The 20,045-nt window shown below is 43.9% G+C and carries 14 protein-coding genes, 1 rRNA gene, 1 pseudogene and 1 riboswitch; of the genes and pseudogenes, 10 read left to right on the forward strand and 6 right to left on the reverse strand.

The window, feature by feature from the left end; all coding sequences use genetic code 11:
* Nucleotides 1–132 precede the first annotated feature (132 nt).
* The 3 genes and pseudogenes from AC3ISB_RS03655 to AC3ISB_RS03665 all read right to left on the reverse strand — a co-directional run bounded on the left by AC3ISB_RS03655 (nucleotide 133) and on the right by AC3ISB_RS03665 (nucleotide 6,699).
* A pseudogene (locus AC3ISB_RS03655) lies at nucleotides 133–4,606 on the reverse strand (glutamate synthase-related protein).
* 339 nt (nucleotides 4,607–4,945) lie between these two features.
* Nucleotides 4,946–6,235, reverse strand: coding sequence for a glutamate-1-semialdehyde 2,1-aminomutase (locus tag AC3ISB_RS03660; protein WP_141994488.1), 1,290 nt, complete (start codon nucleotides 6,233–6,235; stop codon nucleotides 4,946–4,948).
* A gap of 143 nt (nucleotides 6,236–6,378) precedes the next feature.
* Complete coding sequence (locus tag AC3ISB_RS03665; RefSeq protein ID WP_141994487.1) at nucleotides 6,379–6,699, reverse strand: hypothetical protein; 321 nt, start codon at nucleotides 6,697–6,699, stop codon at nucleotides 6,379–6,381.
* A 150-nt stretch (nucleotides 6,700–6,849) separates the two neighbouring features.
* Between AC3ISB_RS03665 and AC3ISB_RS03670 the strand changes: the two genes are divergently transcribed.
* From AC3ISB_RS03670 to AC3ISB_RS03680, 3 genes are read left to right on the forward strand one after another with little or no spacing between them, the layout of a single operon-like run.
* Nucleotides 6,850–7,857, forward strand: coding sequence for an ABC transporter ATP-binding protein (locus tag AC3ISB_RS03670; RefSeq protein ID WP_489275587.1), 1,008 nt, complete (start codon nucleotides 6,850–6,852; stop codon nucleotides 7,855–7,857).
* Between the two features lie 48 nt (nucleotides 7,858–7,905).
* Complete coding sequence (locus tag AC3ISB_RS03675; RefSeq protein WP_098370625.1) at nucleotides 7,906–8,697, forward strand: ABC transporter permease; 792 nt, start codon at nucleotides 7,906–7,908, stop codon at nucleotides 8,695–8,697.
* A 4-nt stretch (nucleotides 8,698–8,701) separates the two neighbouring features.
* Nucleotides 8,702–9,487 carry an ABC transporter permease gene (locus AC3ISB_RS03680; protein ID WP_098370626.1) on the forward strand — a complete coding sequence of 262 codons (786 nt, stop codon included), beginning with the start codon at nucleotides 8,702–8,704 and terminating at the stop codon, nucleotides 9,485–9,487.
* A gap of 41 nt (nucleotides 9,488–9,528) precedes the next feature.
* Here the strand turns inward: AC3ISB_RS03680 and AC3ISB_RS03685 are convergent, their stop codons facing one another.
* Nucleotides 9,529–10,005 (reverse strand): acyl-CoA thioesterase, encoded by a 477-nt coding sequence (locus tag AC3ISB_RS03685; RefSeq protein WP_283900819.1) that lies wholly within the window; start codon nucleotides 10,003–10,005, stop codon nucleotides 9,529–9,531.
* Nucleotides 10,002–12,308: a 5-methyltetrahydropteroyltriglutamate--homocysteine S-methyltransferase gene (gene metE / locus AC3ISB_RS03690; RefSeq protein ID WP_489275590.1), complete on the reverse strand. Its 2,307-nt coding sequence runs from the start codon at nucleotides 12,306–12,308 to the stop codon at nucleotides 10,002–10,004. Before metE ends, AC3ISB_RS03685 begins: the two co-directional genes overlap by 4 nt.
* A gap of 145 nt (nucleotides 12,309–12,453) precedes the next feature.
* Nucleotides 12,454–12,645: riboswitch (cobalamin riboswitch) on the reverse strand.
* Between the two features lie 246 nt (nucleotides 12,646–12,891).
* Between metE and AC3ISB_RS03695 the strand changes: the two genes are divergently transcribed.
* From AC3ISB_RS03695 to perR, 5 genes are all read left to right on the forward strand, one after another.
* Nucleotides 12,892–13,311 (forward strand): potassium channel family protein, encoded by a 420-nt coding sequence (locus AC3ISB_RS03695; RefSeq protein WP_098370627.1) that lies wholly within the window; start codon nucleotides 12,892–12,894, stop codon nucleotides 13,309–13,311.
* Nucleotides 13,312–13,373: 62 nt separating this feature from the next.
* Complete coding sequence (gene bcp / locus AC3ISB_RS03700) at nucleotides 13,374–13,844, forward strand: thioredoxin-dependent thiol peroxidase (RefSeq protein WP_452453010.1); 471 nt, start codon at nucleotides 13,374–13,376, stop codon at nucleotides 13,842–13,844.
* Between the two features lie 11 nt (nucleotides 13,845–13,855).
* The gene (locus AC3ISB_RS03705; RefSeq protein WP_141994482.1) at nucleotides 13,856–14,977 is read left to right on the forward strand and encodes an aminopeptidase; all 1,122 of its coding nucleotides are present in this window, start codon (nucleotides 13,856–13,858) and stop codon (nucleotides 14,975–14,977) included.
* Nucleotides 14,978–15,113: 136 nt separating this feature from the next.
* Nucleotides 15,114–16,058 carry a D-2-hydroxyacid dehydrogenase gene (locus tag AC3ISB_RS03710; RefSeq protein ID WP_098370629.1) on the forward strand — a complete coding sequence of 315 codons (945 nt, stop codon included), beginning with the start codon at nucleotides 15,114–15,116 and terminating at the stop codon, nucleotides 16,056–16,058.
* 156 nt (nucleotides 16,059–16,214) lie between these two features.
* Nucleotides 16,215–16,658, forward strand: coding sequence for a peroxide-responsive transcriptional repressor PerR (perR, locus tag AC3ISB_RS03715; protein ID WP_230304218.1), 444 nt, complete (start codon nucleotides 16,215–16,217; stop codon nucleotides 16,656–16,658).
* A gap of 99 nt (nucleotides 16,659–16,757) precedes the next feature.
* Here perR and AC3ISB_RS03720 read toward each other — a convergent pair whose 3' ends face one another.
* Nucleotides 16,758–17,111 (reverse strand): YgzB family protein, encoded by a 354-nt coding sequence (locus AC3ISB_RS03720; RefSeq protein ID WP_076371179.1) that lies wholly within the window; start codon nucleotides 17,109–17,111, stop codon nucleotides 16,758–16,760.
* Nucleotides 17,112–17,286: 175 nt separating this feature from the next.
* Between AC3ISB_RS03720 and AC3ISB_RS03725 the strand changes: the two genes are divergently transcribed.
* Both AC3ISB_RS03725 and AC3ISB_RS03730 read left to right on the forward strand, forming a co-directional pair.
* The gene (locus AC3ISB_RS03725) at nucleotides 17,287–18,162 is read left to right on the forward strand and encodes a nucleotidyltransferase-like protein (protein WP_141994507.1); all 876 of its coding nucleotides are present in this window, start codon (nucleotides 17,287–17,289) and stop codon (nucleotides 18,160–18,162) included.
* A gap of 280 nt (nucleotides 18,163–18,442) precedes the next feature.
* A 16S ribosomal RNA gene (locus tag AC3ISB_RS03730) occupies nucleotides 18,443–19,993 on the forward strand.
* The last annotated feature ends 52 nt before the right edge of the window (nucleotides 19,994–20,045 follow it).

The raw sequence follows: 20,045 nt of genomic DNA on the forward strand, positions 1-20,045 counted from the left end.
AAGAAACGATAGGCAATTTGTTGATTGTTTTCAACTGTGTTTTTCCATCGTTTAAAGACTATTCCTGAGGTATATGACTGGAAAAGGCTGATGCTCGAATTGAAGAGCATCAGCCTTTTTTAATTTTCGGCATCACTCCGTGGATACGGCAGGATCCGCCTGTTCTTTAACTGGAACGACCTGAAGGAAGTGCTCTCCAGGATTTTGAAGCAGTGTCTCTAAAGAGGCCGCTTCTTCGGGTTGGCCATGATCTTTCAAGAGGGCCGTGTATTTGCCCAGAAGTTCAGCCACATCCTGCAGGCCTTTTGCGGATAGGGGCTCAATGGAAATCTTTGCCCCTTTCGCAACCCGTTTCTTAATGACCTCTTTGGTTAATCCAGATTCGGGCTGTTGCCGTAAATAAACGACGCCGCCTGTCATCCCTGCGCAAATCCATGGACCGGGATCACCCAGAACTAAACCTCTTCCATTTGTCATGTATTCAAAAGCGAATCCCTTAATATTGGAAGTTACCGCAATATTACCGTTTTCCTTTTCAGGAAGTGGTTGTTTCAATAATCCCCCAATGATCATATCCGCTCCGGAAAGCCGGATTCCCGCCCTGGCATCGGCATCGCCTTGGGCAATGAGGAGACCATGCTGTGCACCGTAACCAAAGCCCTTACCGACGGAGCCATTGTAGAACTTTCCATCTTTTCCTGGAGATTTAAAGATGGCAATATTACCGCCAATCGATGTTTTGCCAATGCCATCCTGGGCACCGCCATTCACGCTGATTGAAATTCCCTCCGTATTGTATGCCCCAAGTCCATTACCCGGGATGGAACCATCCTGGTAGGATAGGTGAACGGGAGGAAGTTTTTTGTATGATCCATCCAATCTGCCCCTAACGCGGTGACAGGACACCCTGCTGCCGAGTACACGCTGCTCGGAAGTGATCGAGCTATAGCTACGGGATTGCTGCAGATCATCTACATGCGAATCAAGATATTCAGCGCCAACAGCTACCTGCATGGAGCCTTCATTCAAATATGCCGCCGTTTCTTTATGGGAGAACGGTGTTATATCCAGGTTTTTCAATAAATAGGTTAAATCCAATGATTGTTGACCTTTAACTTGCTGTAGCAAATCGGAACGTCCGACGATATCTTGAAGATTCTTCACCCCAAGTGACCCAGTCAAAGATTTGAGCTCTTTTGCAAATGCACTGAACATATTCGTTAATCCTTGAACGGCTAAATCAAATTTTCGTGGAACAAAACGGCGCAGTCCATGTTCTTTCGCCTGCGCTTCCGATTCAATTTGGGTGGCGATTCCCACATGGCAAGTATCAAGGTGACATCCGCGGCACGTTGTACAGCCGACGGCAATCATCGAAAGGGTCCCAAAACCTACACGGTTTGCACCAAGCAGCATTACCTTCAATACATCCATCGAGCTTTTTAACCCACCGTCAGCCCAAATTTCAACATTCTGTCGGATACCTGACTCAAGCAGCGCATTATGGGCCGCTTTAACACCAATCTCAACTGGTAGACCGACATGTGCGAGTGCATGGATCCTGGCAGCACCCGTTCCGCCATCAAAACCAGAAAGCGTTATGATATCGGCCCCCGCTTTTGCGACACCGACAGCAATCGTACCGATGTTTGGAACGACTGGTACTTTGACGGCAACTTTCGCTTTGTCATTTGCCGTTTTTAACTCATGGATCATTTGGGCCAAATCTTCAATTGAGTATATATCATGGTTATTGGAAGGGGAGATCAAATCGGAACCGATTGTTGCATTTCGGGCTTCTGCGATTTTCGCTGTGACCTTGGAACCGGGAAGGTGACCGCCTTCACCTGGTTTTGCCCCTTGCCCAATTTTAATTTCCAATAGATTTGAAGAGTTCAAGAGTTCTGCATTGACACCGAAACGGCCGGAAGCGATTTGCTGTCCGCGGGATTTCGGGTACTTGCCCAGCATATCCTTTATTTCCCCGCCTTCACCATTCATGCTGATCATGCCTAACCTCTCGGCAGCTTCCGCATAGGCCCGGAAAGCAATCTCATTTTGTGATCCAAAGGACATGGATGCTATGACGAACGGCAATTCCTGTTCGCCGACCGAAAGACTGACTTCTTCAGAAGGGATGGAAGCATCTGAAGTTTTTAATGATGTCAAGTGGCGGATCGTCGTAGGATTGGATTCTTCCTGTTCGGTGATCTTTTCGCGATAAGCATCATAGTCCCCGGTTGAAGCAACTTCTCCAATAGACTTCCAAATCCTAGGGAACAGATGGAAGGTCTTACCCATCCGTTCTTTTTCATTGCCGTAATCTTCCGCCCGCTGGATGGCATCTGCCTTGATTTTATCGAAATTATAGTCCAGATCATTGGATCCGAAGAAGTTAGCCACATTTAAATATTTCGCGATTTCCTCATGTAAACCGATGCTTGAGAAAAGTCTTCCATAGCCGCGCAGCTCATGAATGCCAATGGTCGAGATGACTTTCTCAAGTCCTTTCGTCAAGGAGTTATATAGATTGGTAACCCCCTTGATGTCATCTGAAGATAAGGAAAGGAACATATAATAGGGGCTGATTAAGTTGGCCCCAAGACCATAAGAAACGATGATATCATGTAATGACCTTAGCGATGCTGAACGTAAAAGGATGGAACAATCACGGCGCTTGCCTGTGCGGACCAACGCTTGATCGACGGCTGAAGTGACAAGGTGGGGATCAAGCCAAAGGTTGCCGTTTTGATGGGCAAGGGCATCATCCAGAACGAGCAGCGTTTTTCCTTCATCCACTGCATTGACACTTTCATCCGTTATCCTGGTCAAGGCAACCGTGATGTTTTCAGCCTCATTGAACGTGCATGAAATGAAGTGCACGAGTTTTTGATCTTGGTTATATTTAATGAACTGATCATAGCTTGGCTGCGATACGATTGACGAGCACTCATAACCCGTTGATCCTTCAATCAATAAGGGAGTCAGTAGCTCCGTGACATTTCCCGCCTTATTCGCTTCGAATAGGGAAGGACGTTTTCCGATGATGGTTCTTGTTGAGAAGTGCTCGGTTTCCCGGTCCCGGTCGATCGCTGGGTTAGTTACAACGGCCACACTTTCCTTGATGAAATCAGCGATGTTGGTCCGCTGGGGATTAAGTGCTGCCAGTGGCGCATCGTGACCAAGTGAACGAATGGGCTCAGCGCCTTTTTCGGCCATCTGTTCCACTAATTGTACATGCTCCCTTTCCCACCCAAAGGCTTTATATTGACCATTATGAATGGCTTGCGTGTTTGTCATGGAGATAACCTTTTCAAAAACTTGGGGCTGTAAGCGGACTCGGTCATTGGAAAGGACGAAACGATCATTGAAGAGTTCAAATACTTTATCCTGGTAATCCTTGTATGTGTACAATTCAATGCGGTCGCCGTTCCATTTCAAACCGATTTTTTCCCCTGGACCCATCGGTTTCGGATCCTCCGGTATATTCACTGGAAGGGATGATTCCTGGTTCGGAAGTGAACATGTAGGATGATTCCGTTTCAATATTCCATAGTGGGCGCAAGCCTAAAGAGTCGACAGAGAACACGGCTTCATCGCCGAAACGGGAGATGATGCCTGCCGGACCTTGTGCAAAATGACCCCATGCTTCCCTTAAATACGTATATAAGTCTTGTAAGTGCTCGGGATATTCCTTGATTTCATTGATGATTGGCGGAAACATAAGATCGACAGCTTCAAATAAAGAGTAGCCATGACGGCAGATGAAAGTCTCGATCGTCTTGTTTAAATCCTGTGAGTCGCTTCCATCTTTAGCGATGGGAACTCCGATCATTTTCGCTTCATCACGCAATTTGGCGATGGTATTGATTTCGCCATTATGACCAAGTACACTGAAAGGCTGGACCCGGAAGAAGCTTGAGAGAGTATTAGTTGAAAAACGATTATGTCCCAGTGTCATGGTGGAGGCAGCCAAAGGGTCTGCAAGATCAAGATAATAGGCAGGGAGCGTATCCCCCGCACCCATCACTTTGTATACCGCATGATGCTGGCTTAAAGATGCAACATGGATGAAATCACTTTTTTCGATGTCGGTAGTCAGCTCAAAAAGAACATTTGAGAGCTCCTGGTTGTTATTGATGGTGGAGGAACAGGCAAATTGCCAGAACACTGGGTCTTCTTGAATGGCAATCGGTCCCAATGCCTCGGAGCGGTAGGCTTTATCCGTTTCGAATATCAATGAGAGACCATGCTGGAGCAGTTTCTCCTTGACTTCGATTTTTAAGTCGTTAGCTTCTGTTTTTTTGCTTAAAAATAAGTGGCCGACTATGAAGGAATCTTGATCGACGATGCTTGAATCGACATTTACCGCTTCAAGCTTCTTTTTCCAAAGAGCCCGGGGAATATCGATATGGATGCCGGCGCCATCGCCCTCACCATTGATGAAGCCGCAGCGATGGTTCATTTTAACCAAGGCGTCGATACAGGCAAAGATGTTTTCGTTAGTAGGGATTTTCTTTTTTTCGATGCAGGAAACGATACCGCAGGCATCATGTTCTTCCTTGTGAAATTCTTTGAATGTAGCAGGTGTCCATTGTTGGGCCATATATGTGGCTTGAATAAGGTTTCCCTTATTCTCTGCCTTTCACCTCCTGTAGCATGTGTTTAATGGGGGAAATATTAGTAAACCCGAACAATAGTCCAAGTTTTGATAGATTGAAAGAAAGTGTATAAATGTATATAAATGTATCCATATCATATCATTTAAATATTCAGAAATCAATTTTTTATACAATGGGCTGGATGCTGTGATTGGTGGGATTTATGTGGGAAGTGGCCTGAAATGCCAATGTTAAAGATTTATTACAGGGGAATAAGAAACCCCCAAGATTGATGTACATCCTGAGGGTGTATAAAAAATGCATAATTATGCTGATTCGATTTATTATATTAGGTTTTTGAATGCATGTTCAACCGCTTTTAGAGTATAAGCGATATCGTCATCCGTGTGGGCAATTGTCAAGAACCAGGCTTCGTATTTGGACGGTGCCAAATTGATTCCCTGGTTGAGCATGAGTTTAAAGAACTTAGCGAACATTTCGCCATCAGTATTTTCCGCCTGCTCATAGTTTTCAATCTTTTCTGTGGTGAAATAGATCGTCAATGCCCCTTTAAGGCGGTTGATGGTGATCGGAACATTATATTGGCGGGCCGCTGTCAGGATACCCTCTTCAAGGATTTTTCCCAGCCGGTCAAGCTCTTCGTACAGACCCTCTTCTTTAAGTACTTCTAAGCAAGCTATCCCGGAAAGCATGGAAGCAGGATTTCCTGCCATCGTACCTGCTTGATAGGCAGGTCCCAGCGGGGCGACAGAATCCATGATCTCTTTTTTACCGCCATAGGCACCGATAGGAAGCCCGCCCCCGATGATTTTTCCAAGCGCGGTCAAATCGGGTTGAATTCCCAAGTAGTCCTGTGCCCCTCCATACATGAAGCGGAACGCTGTGATGACCTCGTCGAAAATGACGAGTGATCCGGCTTCGTGCGATAATGAAATGACTTCTTCCAAGAAGCCAGGGCTTGGTTCCACGATTCCAAAGTTGCCGACAATCGGTTCTACCAGCACGCCTGCAATTTCAGTGCCCCATTTATCCAGTGCTTCTTTAAATGACTCGATATCATTGAAAGGTACCGTGATGACTTCTTGTGCGATGCTTTTTGGAACGCCGGCAGAGTCCGGTGTACCTAAAGTGGACGGGCCGGAACCTGCAGCGACAAGAACAAGGTCGGAGTGTCCATGGTAACAGCCTGCAAACTTGATGATCTTATCCCGTCCTGTGTAAGCGCGGGCAACGCGGATGGTGGACATGACGGACTCGGTTCCTGAATTGGTGAAGCGGACTTTATCCATGGATGGTATGGCTTCTTTCAACATTTTGGCAAATTTGACTTCATGTTTTGTCGGTGTGCCGTATAAAACGCCCGTTTCTGCAGCTTTAACGATGGCCTCCGTAATATGTGGATGCGCATGACCTGTGATGATCGGGCCATATGCAGCTAAATAATCGATATATTTATTGCCATCAACATCCCAGAAATAAGCACCTTTGGCATGATCCATCGCAACTGGTGAACCGCCTCCTACAGCTTTGTAAGAACGGGATGGACTGTTAACCCCGCCAACGATATGTTCTAATGCCTCTTTATGTAAAAGCTCCGAATTACTAAAATCCAATCTTAAAACCTCCTAAAAATATAAACATATTTCCTCTTTATCATAGCACTTTTCCGTCCGTAAATCTGGGGTGGAAGGCTAGGAAATGTGATTAGTTCCCTGGTGGAAACGCTGCAGCCCTAGAACATCAGGATTCCGGGCCATCATTTTGTTTCGGAAATGGGGTCGGATCCCAAAACTTCGATTATGAAAGTAAGAATGGCCAAGATGGTGTCTGGGTTTTCGATGTCGAATGATTGGCGGTTCATTTCGCCCTGGGCTTGGTAATAGATTAGATGGCCGGTTCCTTTCTCTTCATTAATGCAAAGATGGAAACTGATGGGTGTGCTTTCGATCGACCCGCTGGAATCCCTTTGGATGACCTGGCATAATAATTCACCGTACTCATCTTCATAAAGGAAGTCATATCGAAGGTCGAAAACGACCTTTTCAATTTGGGATAGTAATAATTTTTTGATATTCATAGCATACTCGTCTCCTTTATATATGTATCTGATACAACGATCATTTCGCCCTGAAAATGGTATTTGGCATCCAAGCATTTTTATTGTCTAAAAAGGTTAGGTTGGATAAACTAATTCATTAGGACAAGAGATTACGGAGGATGTAACAGGATGAGTGATGCAATTCAAGTGAAACAGCTTCGGAAGGAATTTAAGTCGGCATCAAGCCGTACAGGGCTAAAGGGTGCCTTCCGGGATTTACTTACCAGAAATTATAAGATCGTCCCTGCCGTCAATGATATCAATTTTACTGTAAAAAAGGGTGAGATGGTAGCTTATATCGGGGAGAATGGTGCAGGGAAATCGACCACGATCAAAATGCTGACAGGTATTTTGGAACCGACAGCAGGTGAAATCACGGTCAATGGAATGAATCCACATAAAGAAAGGGAAAAGTTCACTCAGACAATCGGAGTCGTATTCGGTCAGCGGTCACAGCTTTGGTGGGATATTGCAGTTCAAGAATCCTTTAGGCTGCTAAAAAAGGTCTATAAGGTAACGGATGAACAATATAACGATCATATGGAACATGTCATCAAGACGCTCGATATCGGACCTTTGCTGGACAAGCCAGTGCGTAAACTTTCACTTGGTCAGCGGATGCGCTGCGAGCTTGCGGCAGCCTTGATCCACAATCCGCCTTTGCTGTTCCTGGATGAGCCGACGATTGGACTTGATGTACTCGTGAAAATGAAGATTCGTGAGTTCCTGAAAGAAATCAATGAGAAATATAATACGACGATCCTTTTGACTACCCATGATTTAGGTGATATTGAAGCATTATGTGAGCGCGTAATCATGCTTGATGAGGGACAGATCATTTATGATGGGGAATTACAGAGTTTGAAAGATAACTGGGCTGAGGAAAAACAGATCCATTTTCAATTCATCGAGCCGATCGCATTGAAGGAATTGCAATCATTGGCACTCCCATTTACTGCTAACTGGGCTTATGATGAGAAAAATCAAACATACATTGCCTTGTTGAAAGAAGAAAGTGATCATATTTCACAGCTTGTTTCGGCTGTTGTAGCTCATTTTAAAATAAAGGACATCAAAATCCATGAAACGTCCATTGAAGAGATTGTTCGCAACATTTACGAAGAAGGCACTGTCTGACTCTCTTATCATTAAGAAACAACGTGTCTATCAAGAAGGGAGAGGGCCATGGGAAAGTATCTTGCAATGATCCGCATGCGTTTTTTGATGATGCTTGCGTATCGAACAGATTATTATACCGGCATTTTAATTTATAGCATTAATATCGGTGCCTATTATTTCTTATGGAATGCGATATATGGGGAAAAAAGCTCCATCGAAGGACTTTCAAGTATGCAGATGACAACCTATGTCGCGGTTGCATGGATGGCACGCGCTTTTTATTTCAATAATATTGACCGCGAAATCGCCACTGAAATTAAAGACGGCAAGGTCGCCATTGAAATGATCCGGCCGTATAACTATTTAGGCATGAAAACGATGCAAGGACTTGGGGAAGGGATATTCCGTTTCTTCTTCTTCTCGATTCCAGGAATGCTGCTGGTAGCTTTCATTTTTCCTATCGAATTGCCGCACGAGCCGGCTACGTGGGGGATGTTCGGCATTTCCTTGCTGTTCAGCTTCATCATCAATACACAGATTAACTTATTGACGGGGATCACTACCTTTTTCTTATATAATAATGCCGGATTGATCCGGGCTAAAAGGGTTATCATTGATTTATTTTCCGGTCTGCTGCTGCCCATCAGTTTCTATCCGGTATGGGCGCAGGAAGTGATGAAATATTTACCCTTTCAAGGGATCAGCTATGTACCAAGCATGATTTTTACGAACGGGTACAGTTCAGGCGAAATTGCCATGGCGCTTTTACAGCAGTTAATTTGGTGCATCATTCTCATAATACCGATTCAGCTTTTATGGATAGTCGCAAAAAAACAGCTGATTATTCAAGGAGGTTGACGGGATGTTTTATGTATCGATGTTTTTTCAATATGTGAGTCAATATATGAAAACCAGATTGCAATATAGAGCCGATTTCTTCATGGAAATCCTATCTGACCTGCTGAATCAGGTCGTGAATCTGGTATTTATCTTAGTCGTTTTTGGGCATACCCAATTTTTAAGCGGCTGGAGCCGGGAAGAAATCATATTCATTTATGGATTCTTCCTTATCCCATTTGCCCTTTTTTCTGCCTTTTTCAACATCTGGGATTTTAATGACCGCTATATCGTCAAAGGTGAAATGGATCGGATATTAACAAGACCGATACATAGCCTGTTTCAAGTCATTTTAGAAAGAATCGAACTAGAAGCGTTATTTGGTGTTGTGACCGGTTTGATCATTATATTCTATTCGGGGATTTCATTGGATCTTCAGCTTGCGTGGTATGACCCGATTCTTTTCATCATTTTTGCAATAGGCGGGGCCCTTGCTTATGCAGCCATATTCGTTGCGATAGCAAGTATTGGGTTCTGGTCGGATGCGAAAACATCCATCATGCCAATGATGTACAATATCGGGAACTACGGGCGCTATCCAGTTGATATTTATAATAAGGTCATCCGTTTTGTCCTTACATGGGTGCTGCCATTCGCGTTTGTTGGTGTCTATCCGGCATCTTATTTCCTAAGAAAAGAAGAGTGGTATGCATATGCATTTGCCACACCTGTAATCGGGGTTTCCTTTTTCGTGATATCCGTTTTCATATGGAATCAGGGAGTGAAGAGGTACCGCGGGGCAGGGAACTAAAAAAACCCCTTCAACAGCATTCATGTTGAAGGGGTTTTTGTTTAGTTCCGTTTTTTCTTTCTTTCAATATATCTTGCTTGTGCTTCAACATATTGCTGCTTTTCCTCTTCCGTTTCCGGTATGACCTGAGGTACGTTTGTCGGCTTACCGTCTTCATCAATGGCGAGCATCGTTAAAAAAGCGCGTGCCGTAAGCTGTTTTTCACCTGTTAATAGGTTCTCACGCTCCACTTTCACGAATACCTCCATTGATGTGCGATGAGCACAGGTGACATAAGCTTCAAGGTTGATCGCATCCCCTGTCTTGATGGGGGCCAAAAAATCAAAAGAGTCGCTTGAAGCAGTCACAACGGGTTTTCGACAATGACGCATAGCTGAAATGCAGGCTATTTTATCAACATATGCCATTACTTTTCCGCCAAAGATGGTATTGTGATGATTTGTATCCGGTGGAAAAACAAGGTCGGTTAAAAAAGTCCGTGACTGCTGTGTTGGATGGGCAACGTTCTTTTCAATCATTGGCCTGTTGGTTTGGCTAAAAGGTTTTCACGGACGATTTTTGCTGCTTCGACCATGTTTTTCAGGGAAGCGACGGTTTCCGGGATACCCCTTGTTTTCAGGCCGCAGTCGGGATTGATCCAAAACTGGTCTTTATCCAATACCTTGATGCCCCGTTCAATCATATCGACCATTTCTTCCACTGCGGGCACACGCGGGCTGTGAATATCATACACACCCAGGCCAATACCTTTTTCATATGTTTTTTCCTCGAATGCGGAAGCAAGCTCCCCATGACTACGAGATGTTTCGATGGAAATTACATCAGCATCGAGGGAGGAGATGACATCCATGAAACTGTTGAAGTCGCAATAGCACATATGCGTATGAATTTGGGTTGTATCCTCCACGCTTGATGTGGATATCAAGAATGAATTCACAGCCCAGTTTAAATACTCGTCGCGATCGTTCTTTTTCAATGGCAGACCTTCTCTAAGTGCAGGCTCATCAACCTGAATCATTTTAATTCCAGCGGATTCCAATGCAATGACTTCCTTTTCCAAAGCGAGTGCCAGCTGATAGCAAACATTCTCCCTGGAAATATCATCACGGACAAATGACCAATTTAAAATCGTAACAGGACCTGTAAGCATTCCCTTTACCGTCTTCTTCGTCAGTGATTGTGCGTACACACTTTCCCTTACTGTCATCGGTTCGATGAAATGGATGTCGCCGTAGATGACTGGTGGTTTCACGCAGCGGGACCCATAGGATTGTACCCAACCCTTTTCCAGAAAGACGAAACCGCCTAACTTATGGCCGAAGTATTCAACCATATCCGTCCGTTCGAATTCCCCGTGAACGAGAACATCCAAACCGATTTCTTCTTGGATTTCGATCCACCTGCCGATTTCTTCGTTTACGAATGTTTCATATTTCTGAGCGGTCCATTCTCCTCTTTTGAATTTCCCGCGTGCTTGTTTAACTTCAAATGTCTGCGGAAAGCTACCGATGGTAGTCGAAGGAAGGAAAGGCAATTTGAAAAATTCCTGTTGTTTTTGGTAACGCTCTTTAAATGGAATGTGACGGCCGGCGGTCCTGCTTTTAACCTTTTCGACTTTCGATTGTACAGTCCCATGATTCCGTGCATTTGAACTTGCTAACGTTTGAACCGTAAATTTATTGGCATCGACTTTTTCGGTGATTGCTTCAAAGCCTTGATTATTCCCTTTGACCAAGAGTGTGATTTCCTCAAGTTTCTCATCAGCGAAAGCAAGGGCCTGTTTCACTTCTTTTGAAAGTGCGGTTTCATTCCGAACGGTCACTGGGACATGAAGCAGGGAACAAGAGGGCTGAAGCCAGATTTGGTCTTCGGCTACCTTTTTCTTAAGAGTCTCGATTAATTGAATTTTTTTCGATAAATCAGATAGCCAAATGTTTTTTCCGTCAATCACACCTGCAGCAAGCACTTTGTCCTTTGGGAAGCCGAATGCTTCAAGATTACTTAGATTCCTCCCTTTATCATGTACAAAATCAAGACCGATTCCTTGGACTTTTAATTCGATGACTTCTTGGTAGTGTTCCACGGCATCAAAGTATGTTTGTAGCATGATGTTCAGGTTTGGTGCTGCTTCATTCAGCTTTTCATATAGGTAAGTAACAGTTTGCATATCATCCTTGGAAATGGATGAAACAAGAGAAGGTTCGTCCATTTGTACCCACTTCACGCCTTCTTGCTCCAACTCCCGCAGGATTTGCGTGTATAGGGGAAGCAAGCTCAGGATGATACTAGGGATCTCTTGTTTATTGAAGCCTTTGGAAAGGGAGATGAAGGTATAAGGTCCAATCAACACGGGCTTCGTTTCAATCCCTAGCTTTTCCTTGGCTTCCCGATATGCTGCAAGTGGTTTATTTTCTGTTAAAGTCAGCTGTGGCAGTTTTAATTCAGGGACAATATAGTGATAGTTCGTATTGAACCATTTCGTCATTTCGGAAGCGACTTGATCATTGTTTCCGCGAGCCATTGAATAATATACGGAAAGGGGAACCCTACCGCCTTCATAGGCTGAATAACGTTCAGGTACAAGACCGAACATGACGGACATATCGAGCATTTGATCATAGAAAGTGAAGTCGTTGACAGGAATGATATCAATGCCCCGTTGCTTTTGTTTTTGTATGTTGCCTAAACGGATTGCCTTTAGTTGTGCCGTAAATTCCGCTTCATCGATTTTACCTGACCAGTAAGCTTCCAATGTACGTTTCCATTCACGATCTTCCCCGATTCGTGGGTAACCCAAACTACTGCTTTTCAAAATTCCCATCCTCCTACATTCATTTTATTGAACAATAAAAAAAGCATCCCCAACCGTCAAAAGAGAAAGTTAGAAATGCTTAAAATAAGAGGCATGCAGAATGCCCCTTACAATTATAAGGTCCCTAACACCTCCCTATCTCCCGTAGGTTAAAACAGTGTTGTCGAAATAGGCAGGTCTCCTGACTTAGGGATTATCATTAGCGGCGGCCTTCCCGATCTTTTGATCAGTGGCATATTGGATGGCGCTAACACTCCCATTACAGTGGCGGGACCGTGCCGGAATTACACCGGACTTCCCTTTTAATCCTAATTTAAAATTAGGAACCTATTTCCACATATGAAATTTTACAAAACCTGCCTTTATAAACTGTTTGCAGGCCGAAGATTTTTAAAATAAAAACTATTATAAAAATTTAGACAATCTTAACATATCCGACCAAAAGGGTCAACATGGAAAAAAAGATTCGGGAAAAGAATCAGTTTATTGAGTGTGTGGTTGATAAGTATGAGGTCTGTACCTAAAAAAGAATATATTGTTTGGACAGGGAGTATGTATAGAGAGAGTGGCGTTTTGAAATGGGGCGTGGGGGATGACTTTCTACATCTTGATTGCAGGAATCATTTTTTGCATGGTGATGAGCATTCGTACGTTATTTCTTGTTGAGTCGGGAGGAAAGAAGTTTTCTCTGGAGGATATGCTGTGGCTTGGCAATTTATATGCGACGATATTGGTTGGATTTGCACTGATTTATTTATTATACGAGCTTCAGAATCATTCGGTGATTCTTGATATGGGCAATCGGTTGGATGGCACTTTCTATGAACAGTTGAAGACTTCCTTTTACTTCAGTGCGATGACGATGTTTTCTGTAGGGTATGGAGATATAGCCCCGATTGGCATGGGCAGGATGATAGCTACCATTCAGGCTTTCATCGGGTATACACTGCCGGCAGCGTTCGTAATTCGGACAGTTATCGATTTGGAGCAGAAAGATAGGAAGGGTAAATGAAAGTTGTGTTTCTTTCGATTATTGGGTACTCTTACCATAATGAAAGAAATGGAGGGTTCAATATGACTGTTAAAATTGGAGAAAAAGCACCTGATTTCAAACTCCCTGCAAACAATGGTGAAATGGTTTCCCTATCGGATTTAAAGGGGAAAAACATTGTTTTATATTTTTATCCAAAAGACATGACGCCAGGTTGCACGACGGAGGCCTGTGATTTCCGGGACCATAATGAGCAATTCGAGGAATTGAACGCGGTCATCATTGGTATTAGCCCAGATCCAGCGGCACGTCATGAAAAATTCATCGAAAAACATGGATTGCCTTTTCTGCTGCTGGCTGACGAGAATCATGAAGCGGCCGAATCATTTGATGTGTGGCAATTGAAAAAGAACTTCGGCAAGGAGTATATGGGCATTGAACGTTCAACTTTCCTGATAGATAAGGCTGGTAAGGTAGTCAAAGAATGGCGTAAAGTAAAAGTCAAAGGCCACGTCGAAGAAGCGCTTGAAACTCTTCGCGACCTCGAAAAATAAGGGACAGGCAGATGAAGGATGAGCGAATAACGAAGCTTGCAGCCAGGCTGATTCATCATTCGATACAAATACAGCCAAAAGAGAGAATCCTCATACGGGGGCATATCAACACGAAACCGTTATTGAAAGAGCTGATTGATGAAATATACAGAGTGGGTGCTTATCCATATGTAGAACTCGAAGACGATGAGATAAGCCGCCACCTGTTACAAGGGAATGTGAAGGAACAACTTGACACATCTTCGCAATGGGCTCTGAAGAAATATACGGATATCGATGCAGTCATTATCATCACAGGGGAAGAAAACGATGTGGAAATGACTGATGTTCCCATCGAGAGGCACCGTCTTCAAGGGGAGGCTATGAATTCCCCCACTCTTTTCTATGTAAACAACCGACGTTGGGTCTTACTTAATTATCCCACCAACGCATCAGCGCAAAAAGCCGGCATGACCTTCAACAGGTACCAAGACTTTCTGTTGAACGTATGCACCATGGATTACGGGAAAATGGAGGCGGCCTTGAAACCGTTAAAACAATTGATGGAACGGACTGACAAAGTCAGGATCGTTTCACCAGGGACAGATTTGACCTTTTCCATTAAAGGTATGCCGGCCATCATATGTGCCGGAAAAAAGAATTTACCGGATGGGGAAGTGTTTACAGCACCCATAAAAGATAGTCTCAATGGAAGGATATCCTTCAACACACCCACAACCTATGAAGGAATCACCTTTAGTGACATAGAATTAAACTTGGAAAAGGGAAAAATCATTAAAGCAACTTCCAATCGTGACTCTGAAATGAACCAAATTCTGAATATTGATGAAGGGTCCCGGTTTATCGGGGAGTTTGCAATTGGAATCAATCCATACATATTGGAACCTATGGACGATATATTGTTCGATGAGAAAATAACCGGGAGTCTGCACTTGGCTATTGGGCTTGCTTATGAAGAAGCGGATAATGGAAACCGATCATCGATACATTGGGATATGGTCTTGATCCAGCGTCCCGAATATGGGGGCGGTGACATCTATTTTGACGACGTCCCGATTAGAAGGGATGGCGTTTTCATTTTGCCGGAATTACATGCATTAAACCCAAATTCTTTTAAAAAAAGCCTTTTTTAATAAGGGTAAGGCTTTTGTCCAACTCAAAAAGGGGACACCTGAATATGCTTTATTAAGGGAATACCTCCTCAAAGAAAGTTGCGCGGGACACATAGAGCCCGTGTTTTTTTATGTTAATTAAAAGGGAGAGATAAACATGTTAATACTTTCGACTGTCATTCCGAATGAAGGCATCCAAACGAAGATGATGGAAGCTTTTCCTGATTTGAACTTCATTTATCAAAAAGGATGGACTGATGGGCCGCTTCGTGAAGCGAAAATACTAATTACATATGGTGAAGACTTAACTGAAGAAATCATTGGGAAAGCGGCGAACTTGAAATGGATCATGGTCATGAGCGCAGGGATGGAATTAATGCCATTTAAAGCCATTGAGGAACGTGGCATTCTGGTGACCAACGCAAGAGGCATTCATAAAATCCCGATGGCCGAGTATACGATAGGGATGCTTTTGCAATATGAAAAGAAATTGAAACTGCTTATGAAGAATGAAAAGGAAGAATTGTGGGATAGAAAGATTGAAGTAGGAGAATTGAATGGCAAGACTATGCTCGTTATTGGTGTCGGTGCAATTGGAGGAGAGGTGGCTCGTCTTGGGAGAGCCTTTGGGATGACGACGGTGGGAGTGAACCGGAGCGGGAAGCCAGTGGAATCCATCGATCACCTTTATACTCTCGATAATTTATTGGAAGCCATACCGGGAGCCGATTATATCGTATCCGTCCTGCCAAGTACTGATGAAACGAAGGGCCTTTTGGAAAAAGAGCACTTTAAAGCAATGAAAGAATCTGCAGTATTCGTGAATATTGGCCGCGGCGACCTGATTAACGATGAAGTGTTGATCGAAGCCCTGGATGCCGGGGAATTGTCTCATGCGATCTTGGATGTATTTGATCCGGAACCTTTGGGAAAAGGGCATCCGTTTTGGAGGATGGAGAATGTCACAGTCACACCGCATCTATCAAGTAAAAGCGGAGAATATTTACCAAGAACCTTTGCCATTTTCGAAAAAAACATGCGTGAATACCTGAAAGCTGGAAAAGACTTTACCAACGTAATCGACTTAACTAGGGGATACTAAACTCAATGAAAAAATGGTAAAGACTCAATGTGTTCATGAATAAACTAAAAAAGAATGGTTAAGCCATTGAATTATTGACAAATTCAACGCATAAAAGGTACACTATTTATAAATATTACAATTTAAGAATTCATACTTAATGAGAAAAAGAGGTGGATGGCGGTGTCTGAAGTTCAGTTAAAAGAAGCGTTGGATTCCTTAAAAGATACCGGTGTAAGAATAACTCCTCAACGCCATGCGATACTTGAGTATTTGATAAGCTCCATGTCCCACCCTACCGCTGATGATATATATAAAGCGCTGGAAGGCAAGTTTCCGAATATGAGTGTGGCAACGGTTTATAACAACCTGCGTGTGTTCCGTGAGGTAGGTTTGGTAAAAGAACTTACGTATGGTGATTCTTCTGCGAGGTTTGATTTTGTGACGACGAATCATTATCATGTAATTTGCCAAACTTGCGGGAAAATTGTGGATTTCGATTATCCTGCATTGGATGAAGTCGAGCATTTCGCTGCACAAGTCACCGGTTTCAATGTTAGTCATCATCGGATGGAAATCTACGGCGACTGTACGGATTGTGCGAAAAAAGAATCGCATTAAAAAAAGTTCCTCCACTTGGTTGGAACTTTTTTTATGTTATCAAAAAATGATACAATTGTTAATGACTTCTTGAAAGGGAATTCAGCTAGCGGAATTCCTCTAGTCATGCAGGCTTTTCCGGTTATATTTTTCGTTGAATTCTTCGCCTTCCAACTTTTTGTCAAGTGTCAATGGTTCTTCACAATGCATGCAAATATCTACACGCCCTAGTATTTTTGTAGGTTTGCTGCAGTTAGGGCAGACAACCTGGATCGATTTTGTAGAAAGCATTCCAATCCAAAAATAAACCCCTGTGCTTGCGATGATGAATAAAAGGCCGAGCCCCATGAAAATCGTCATGACAACAGGATTCGTTTTGAAGAAAAGCCCAAGGTACATTACGATAAAGCCAATGAAAATCAAACTCAAAGCAAAAGTACGGATTTTATTGATTTTGCTAGAATATTTAGCCATGGATTGTCCCTCCTAAAATATAAATTTAACTATAACATAAACCATGGATGGAACAAAAAAGAAATAAAGGATACATATTACTTTTGAATTGAAATAGTTTGGGGTAAGGGAAATAAGCAGGAATTTGAAGAGTTTTGTCGAAAATCTAAAAAAAAAGGTTTTGGAGGAATTTATGATGGAAGATATCCTTCGCCCGATTTATCAAGAGCGAGCAAGTTTAAAATCTACACTTGGAATCTTGTTAATAGAAAAAAGAGATGATAATAGCCCGATCACCGATACATTTGACTACATCCTTTTTGTAATTGCAGACGAAGCCGAAGAGGCCGTGTTTTTAAAACATTACACTTACCAGGATAAAAAGGCAGCCTTGCATATCGTAAAGGAAGACCAGTTAAAAGAATGGCTCCTATTAGGCACGAACCGCAAAGTGGTTGACTGGATATATAACGGGAAGGTCCTTTTTGACCGGAATGAATATTTGGCCCGTTTGAAAACCGAAATCCGTGAGTTCCCCTTCTATGGAAGGAAGTTAAAGATGGGGATGGAATTCGCAAAGTTAATTCGCAGGTACATGGATGGGAAAAGCTTCTTTGAAAAAGGCCATCATCTTGAGGCGTACAACCATATCGTTCATTCCCTGCATCACTTGGCCCGTTTGGAAATAATTGAACAAGGCTTTTATCCGGAGGTTACTGTCTGGAACCAAGTGAAGCATATGGAACCTGAAATCTTCAAGTTGTATAAAGAATTGATCAGCAGTGAGGAAACTCTCGAAAAAAGATTGGAGCTTCTATTCCTTGCGAGTGAGTTTCTTATTTATTCTAGGACGAATGCGGGTTCACAGCATTTGGTTGAAATAATGGGGACGAAAGAAGAACCGTGGACGATTGCGGAGCTAATGGAGCATCCGGAAGTAAAGTTTTATTCAGTAGACTTAGGTGTTTTATTGGAATATTTGATAGAGAAGAAGGTAATCGATGTTATCAAAGCGGAGACAAAAGGACACGAGGTATATCATCGGTTTTATCGGGTATCAAAAAACTTTTAAAAAAATGCAATTTTATTGTTGACCATTAATAATATAGGTGTTATATTAATACATGTCGCTGCGGGACATCAGCTTTCGCAGCTTCATCAAAACGAAAACAACTTAAAAAAATTAAAAAAACATGTTGACAACGAAGTTGAAAACATGATAAGATGTAAAAGTCGCTTGCGAAGTAAACGACAGCGAGATTGCTCTTTGAAAACTGAACAAAACAAAGCGCCAACGTTAAATTTTAAGTGAGCACACACTATCAAAAAAGCAAATGAGCAAGTCAAACATTTCTTCGGAGAGTTTGATCCTGGCTCAGGACGAACGCTGGCGGCGTGCCTAATACATGCAAGTCGAGCGAATCGATGGGAGCTTGCTCCCTAAGATTAGCGGCGGACGGGTGAGTAACACGTGGGCAACCTGCCTATAAGACTGGGATAACTTCGGGAAACCGGAGCTAATACCGGATACGTTCTTTTCTCGCATGAGAGAAGATGGAAAGACGGTTTACGCTGTCACTTATAGATGGGCCCGCGGCGCATTAGCTAGTTGGTGAGGTAATGGCTCACCAAGGCGACGATGCGTAGCCGACCTGAGAGGGTGATCGGCCACACTGGGACTGAGACACGGCCCAGACTCCTACGGGAGGCAGCAGTAGGGAATCTTCCGCAATGGACGAAAGTCTGACGGAGCAACGCCGCGTGAACGAAGAAGGCCTTCGGGTCGTAAAGTTCTGTTGTTAGGGAAGAACAAGTACCAGAGTAACTGCTGGTACCTTGACGGTACCTAACCAGAAAGCCACGGCTAACTACGTGCCAGCAGCCGCGGTAATACGTAGGTGGCAAGCGTTGTCCGGAATTATTGGGCGTAAAGCGCGCGCAGGTGGTTCCTTAAGTCTGATGTGAAAGCCCACGGCTCAACCGTGGAGGGTCATTGGAAACTGGGGAACTTGAGTGCAGAAGAGGAAAGTGGAATTCCAAGTGTAGCGGTGAAATGCGTAGAGATTTGGAGGAACACCAGTGGCGAAGGCGACTTTCTGGTCTGTAACTGACACTGAGGCGCGAAAGCGTGGGGAGCAAACAGGATTAGATACCCTGGTAGTCCACGCCGTAAACGATGAGTGCTAAGTGTTAGAGGGTTTCCGCCCTTTAGTGCTGCAGCTAACGCATTAAGCACTCCGCCTGGGGAGTACGGCCGCAAGGCTGAAACTCAAAGGAATTGACGGGGGCCCGCACAAGCGGTGGAGCATGTGGTTTAATTCGAAGCAACGCGAAGAACCTTACCAGGTCTTGACATCCTCTGACAACCCTAGAGATAGGGCTTTCCCCTTCGGGGGACAGAGTGACAGGTGGTGCATGGTTGTCGTCAGCTCGTGTCGTGAGATGTTGGGTTAAGTCCCGCAACGAGCGCAACCCTTGATCTTAGTTGCCAGCATTCAGTTGGGCACTCTAAGGTGACTGCCGGTGACAAACCGGAGGAAGGTGGGGATGACGTCAAATCATCATGCCCCTTATGACCTGGGCTACACACGTGCTACAATGGATGGTACAAAGGGCTGCAAACCTGCGAAGGTAAGCGAATCCCATAAAGCCATTCTCAGTTCGGATTGCAGGCTGCAACTCGCCTGCATGAAGCCGGAATCGCTAGTAATCGCGGATCAGCATGCCGCGGTGAATACGTTCCCGGGCCTTGTACACACCGCCCGTCACACCACGAGAGTTTGTAACACCCGAAGTCGGTGAGGTAACCTTCATGGAGCCAGCCGCCTAAGGTGGGACAGATGATTGGGGTGAAGTCGTAACAAGGTAGCCGTATCGGAAGGTGCGGCTGGATCACCTCCTTTCTAAGGATAATTACGAGAGCGCTTTTGTTTTGTTCAGTTTTGAATGAGTAAT

This window comes from Peribacillus sp. GL_122, assembly GCF_057835005.1.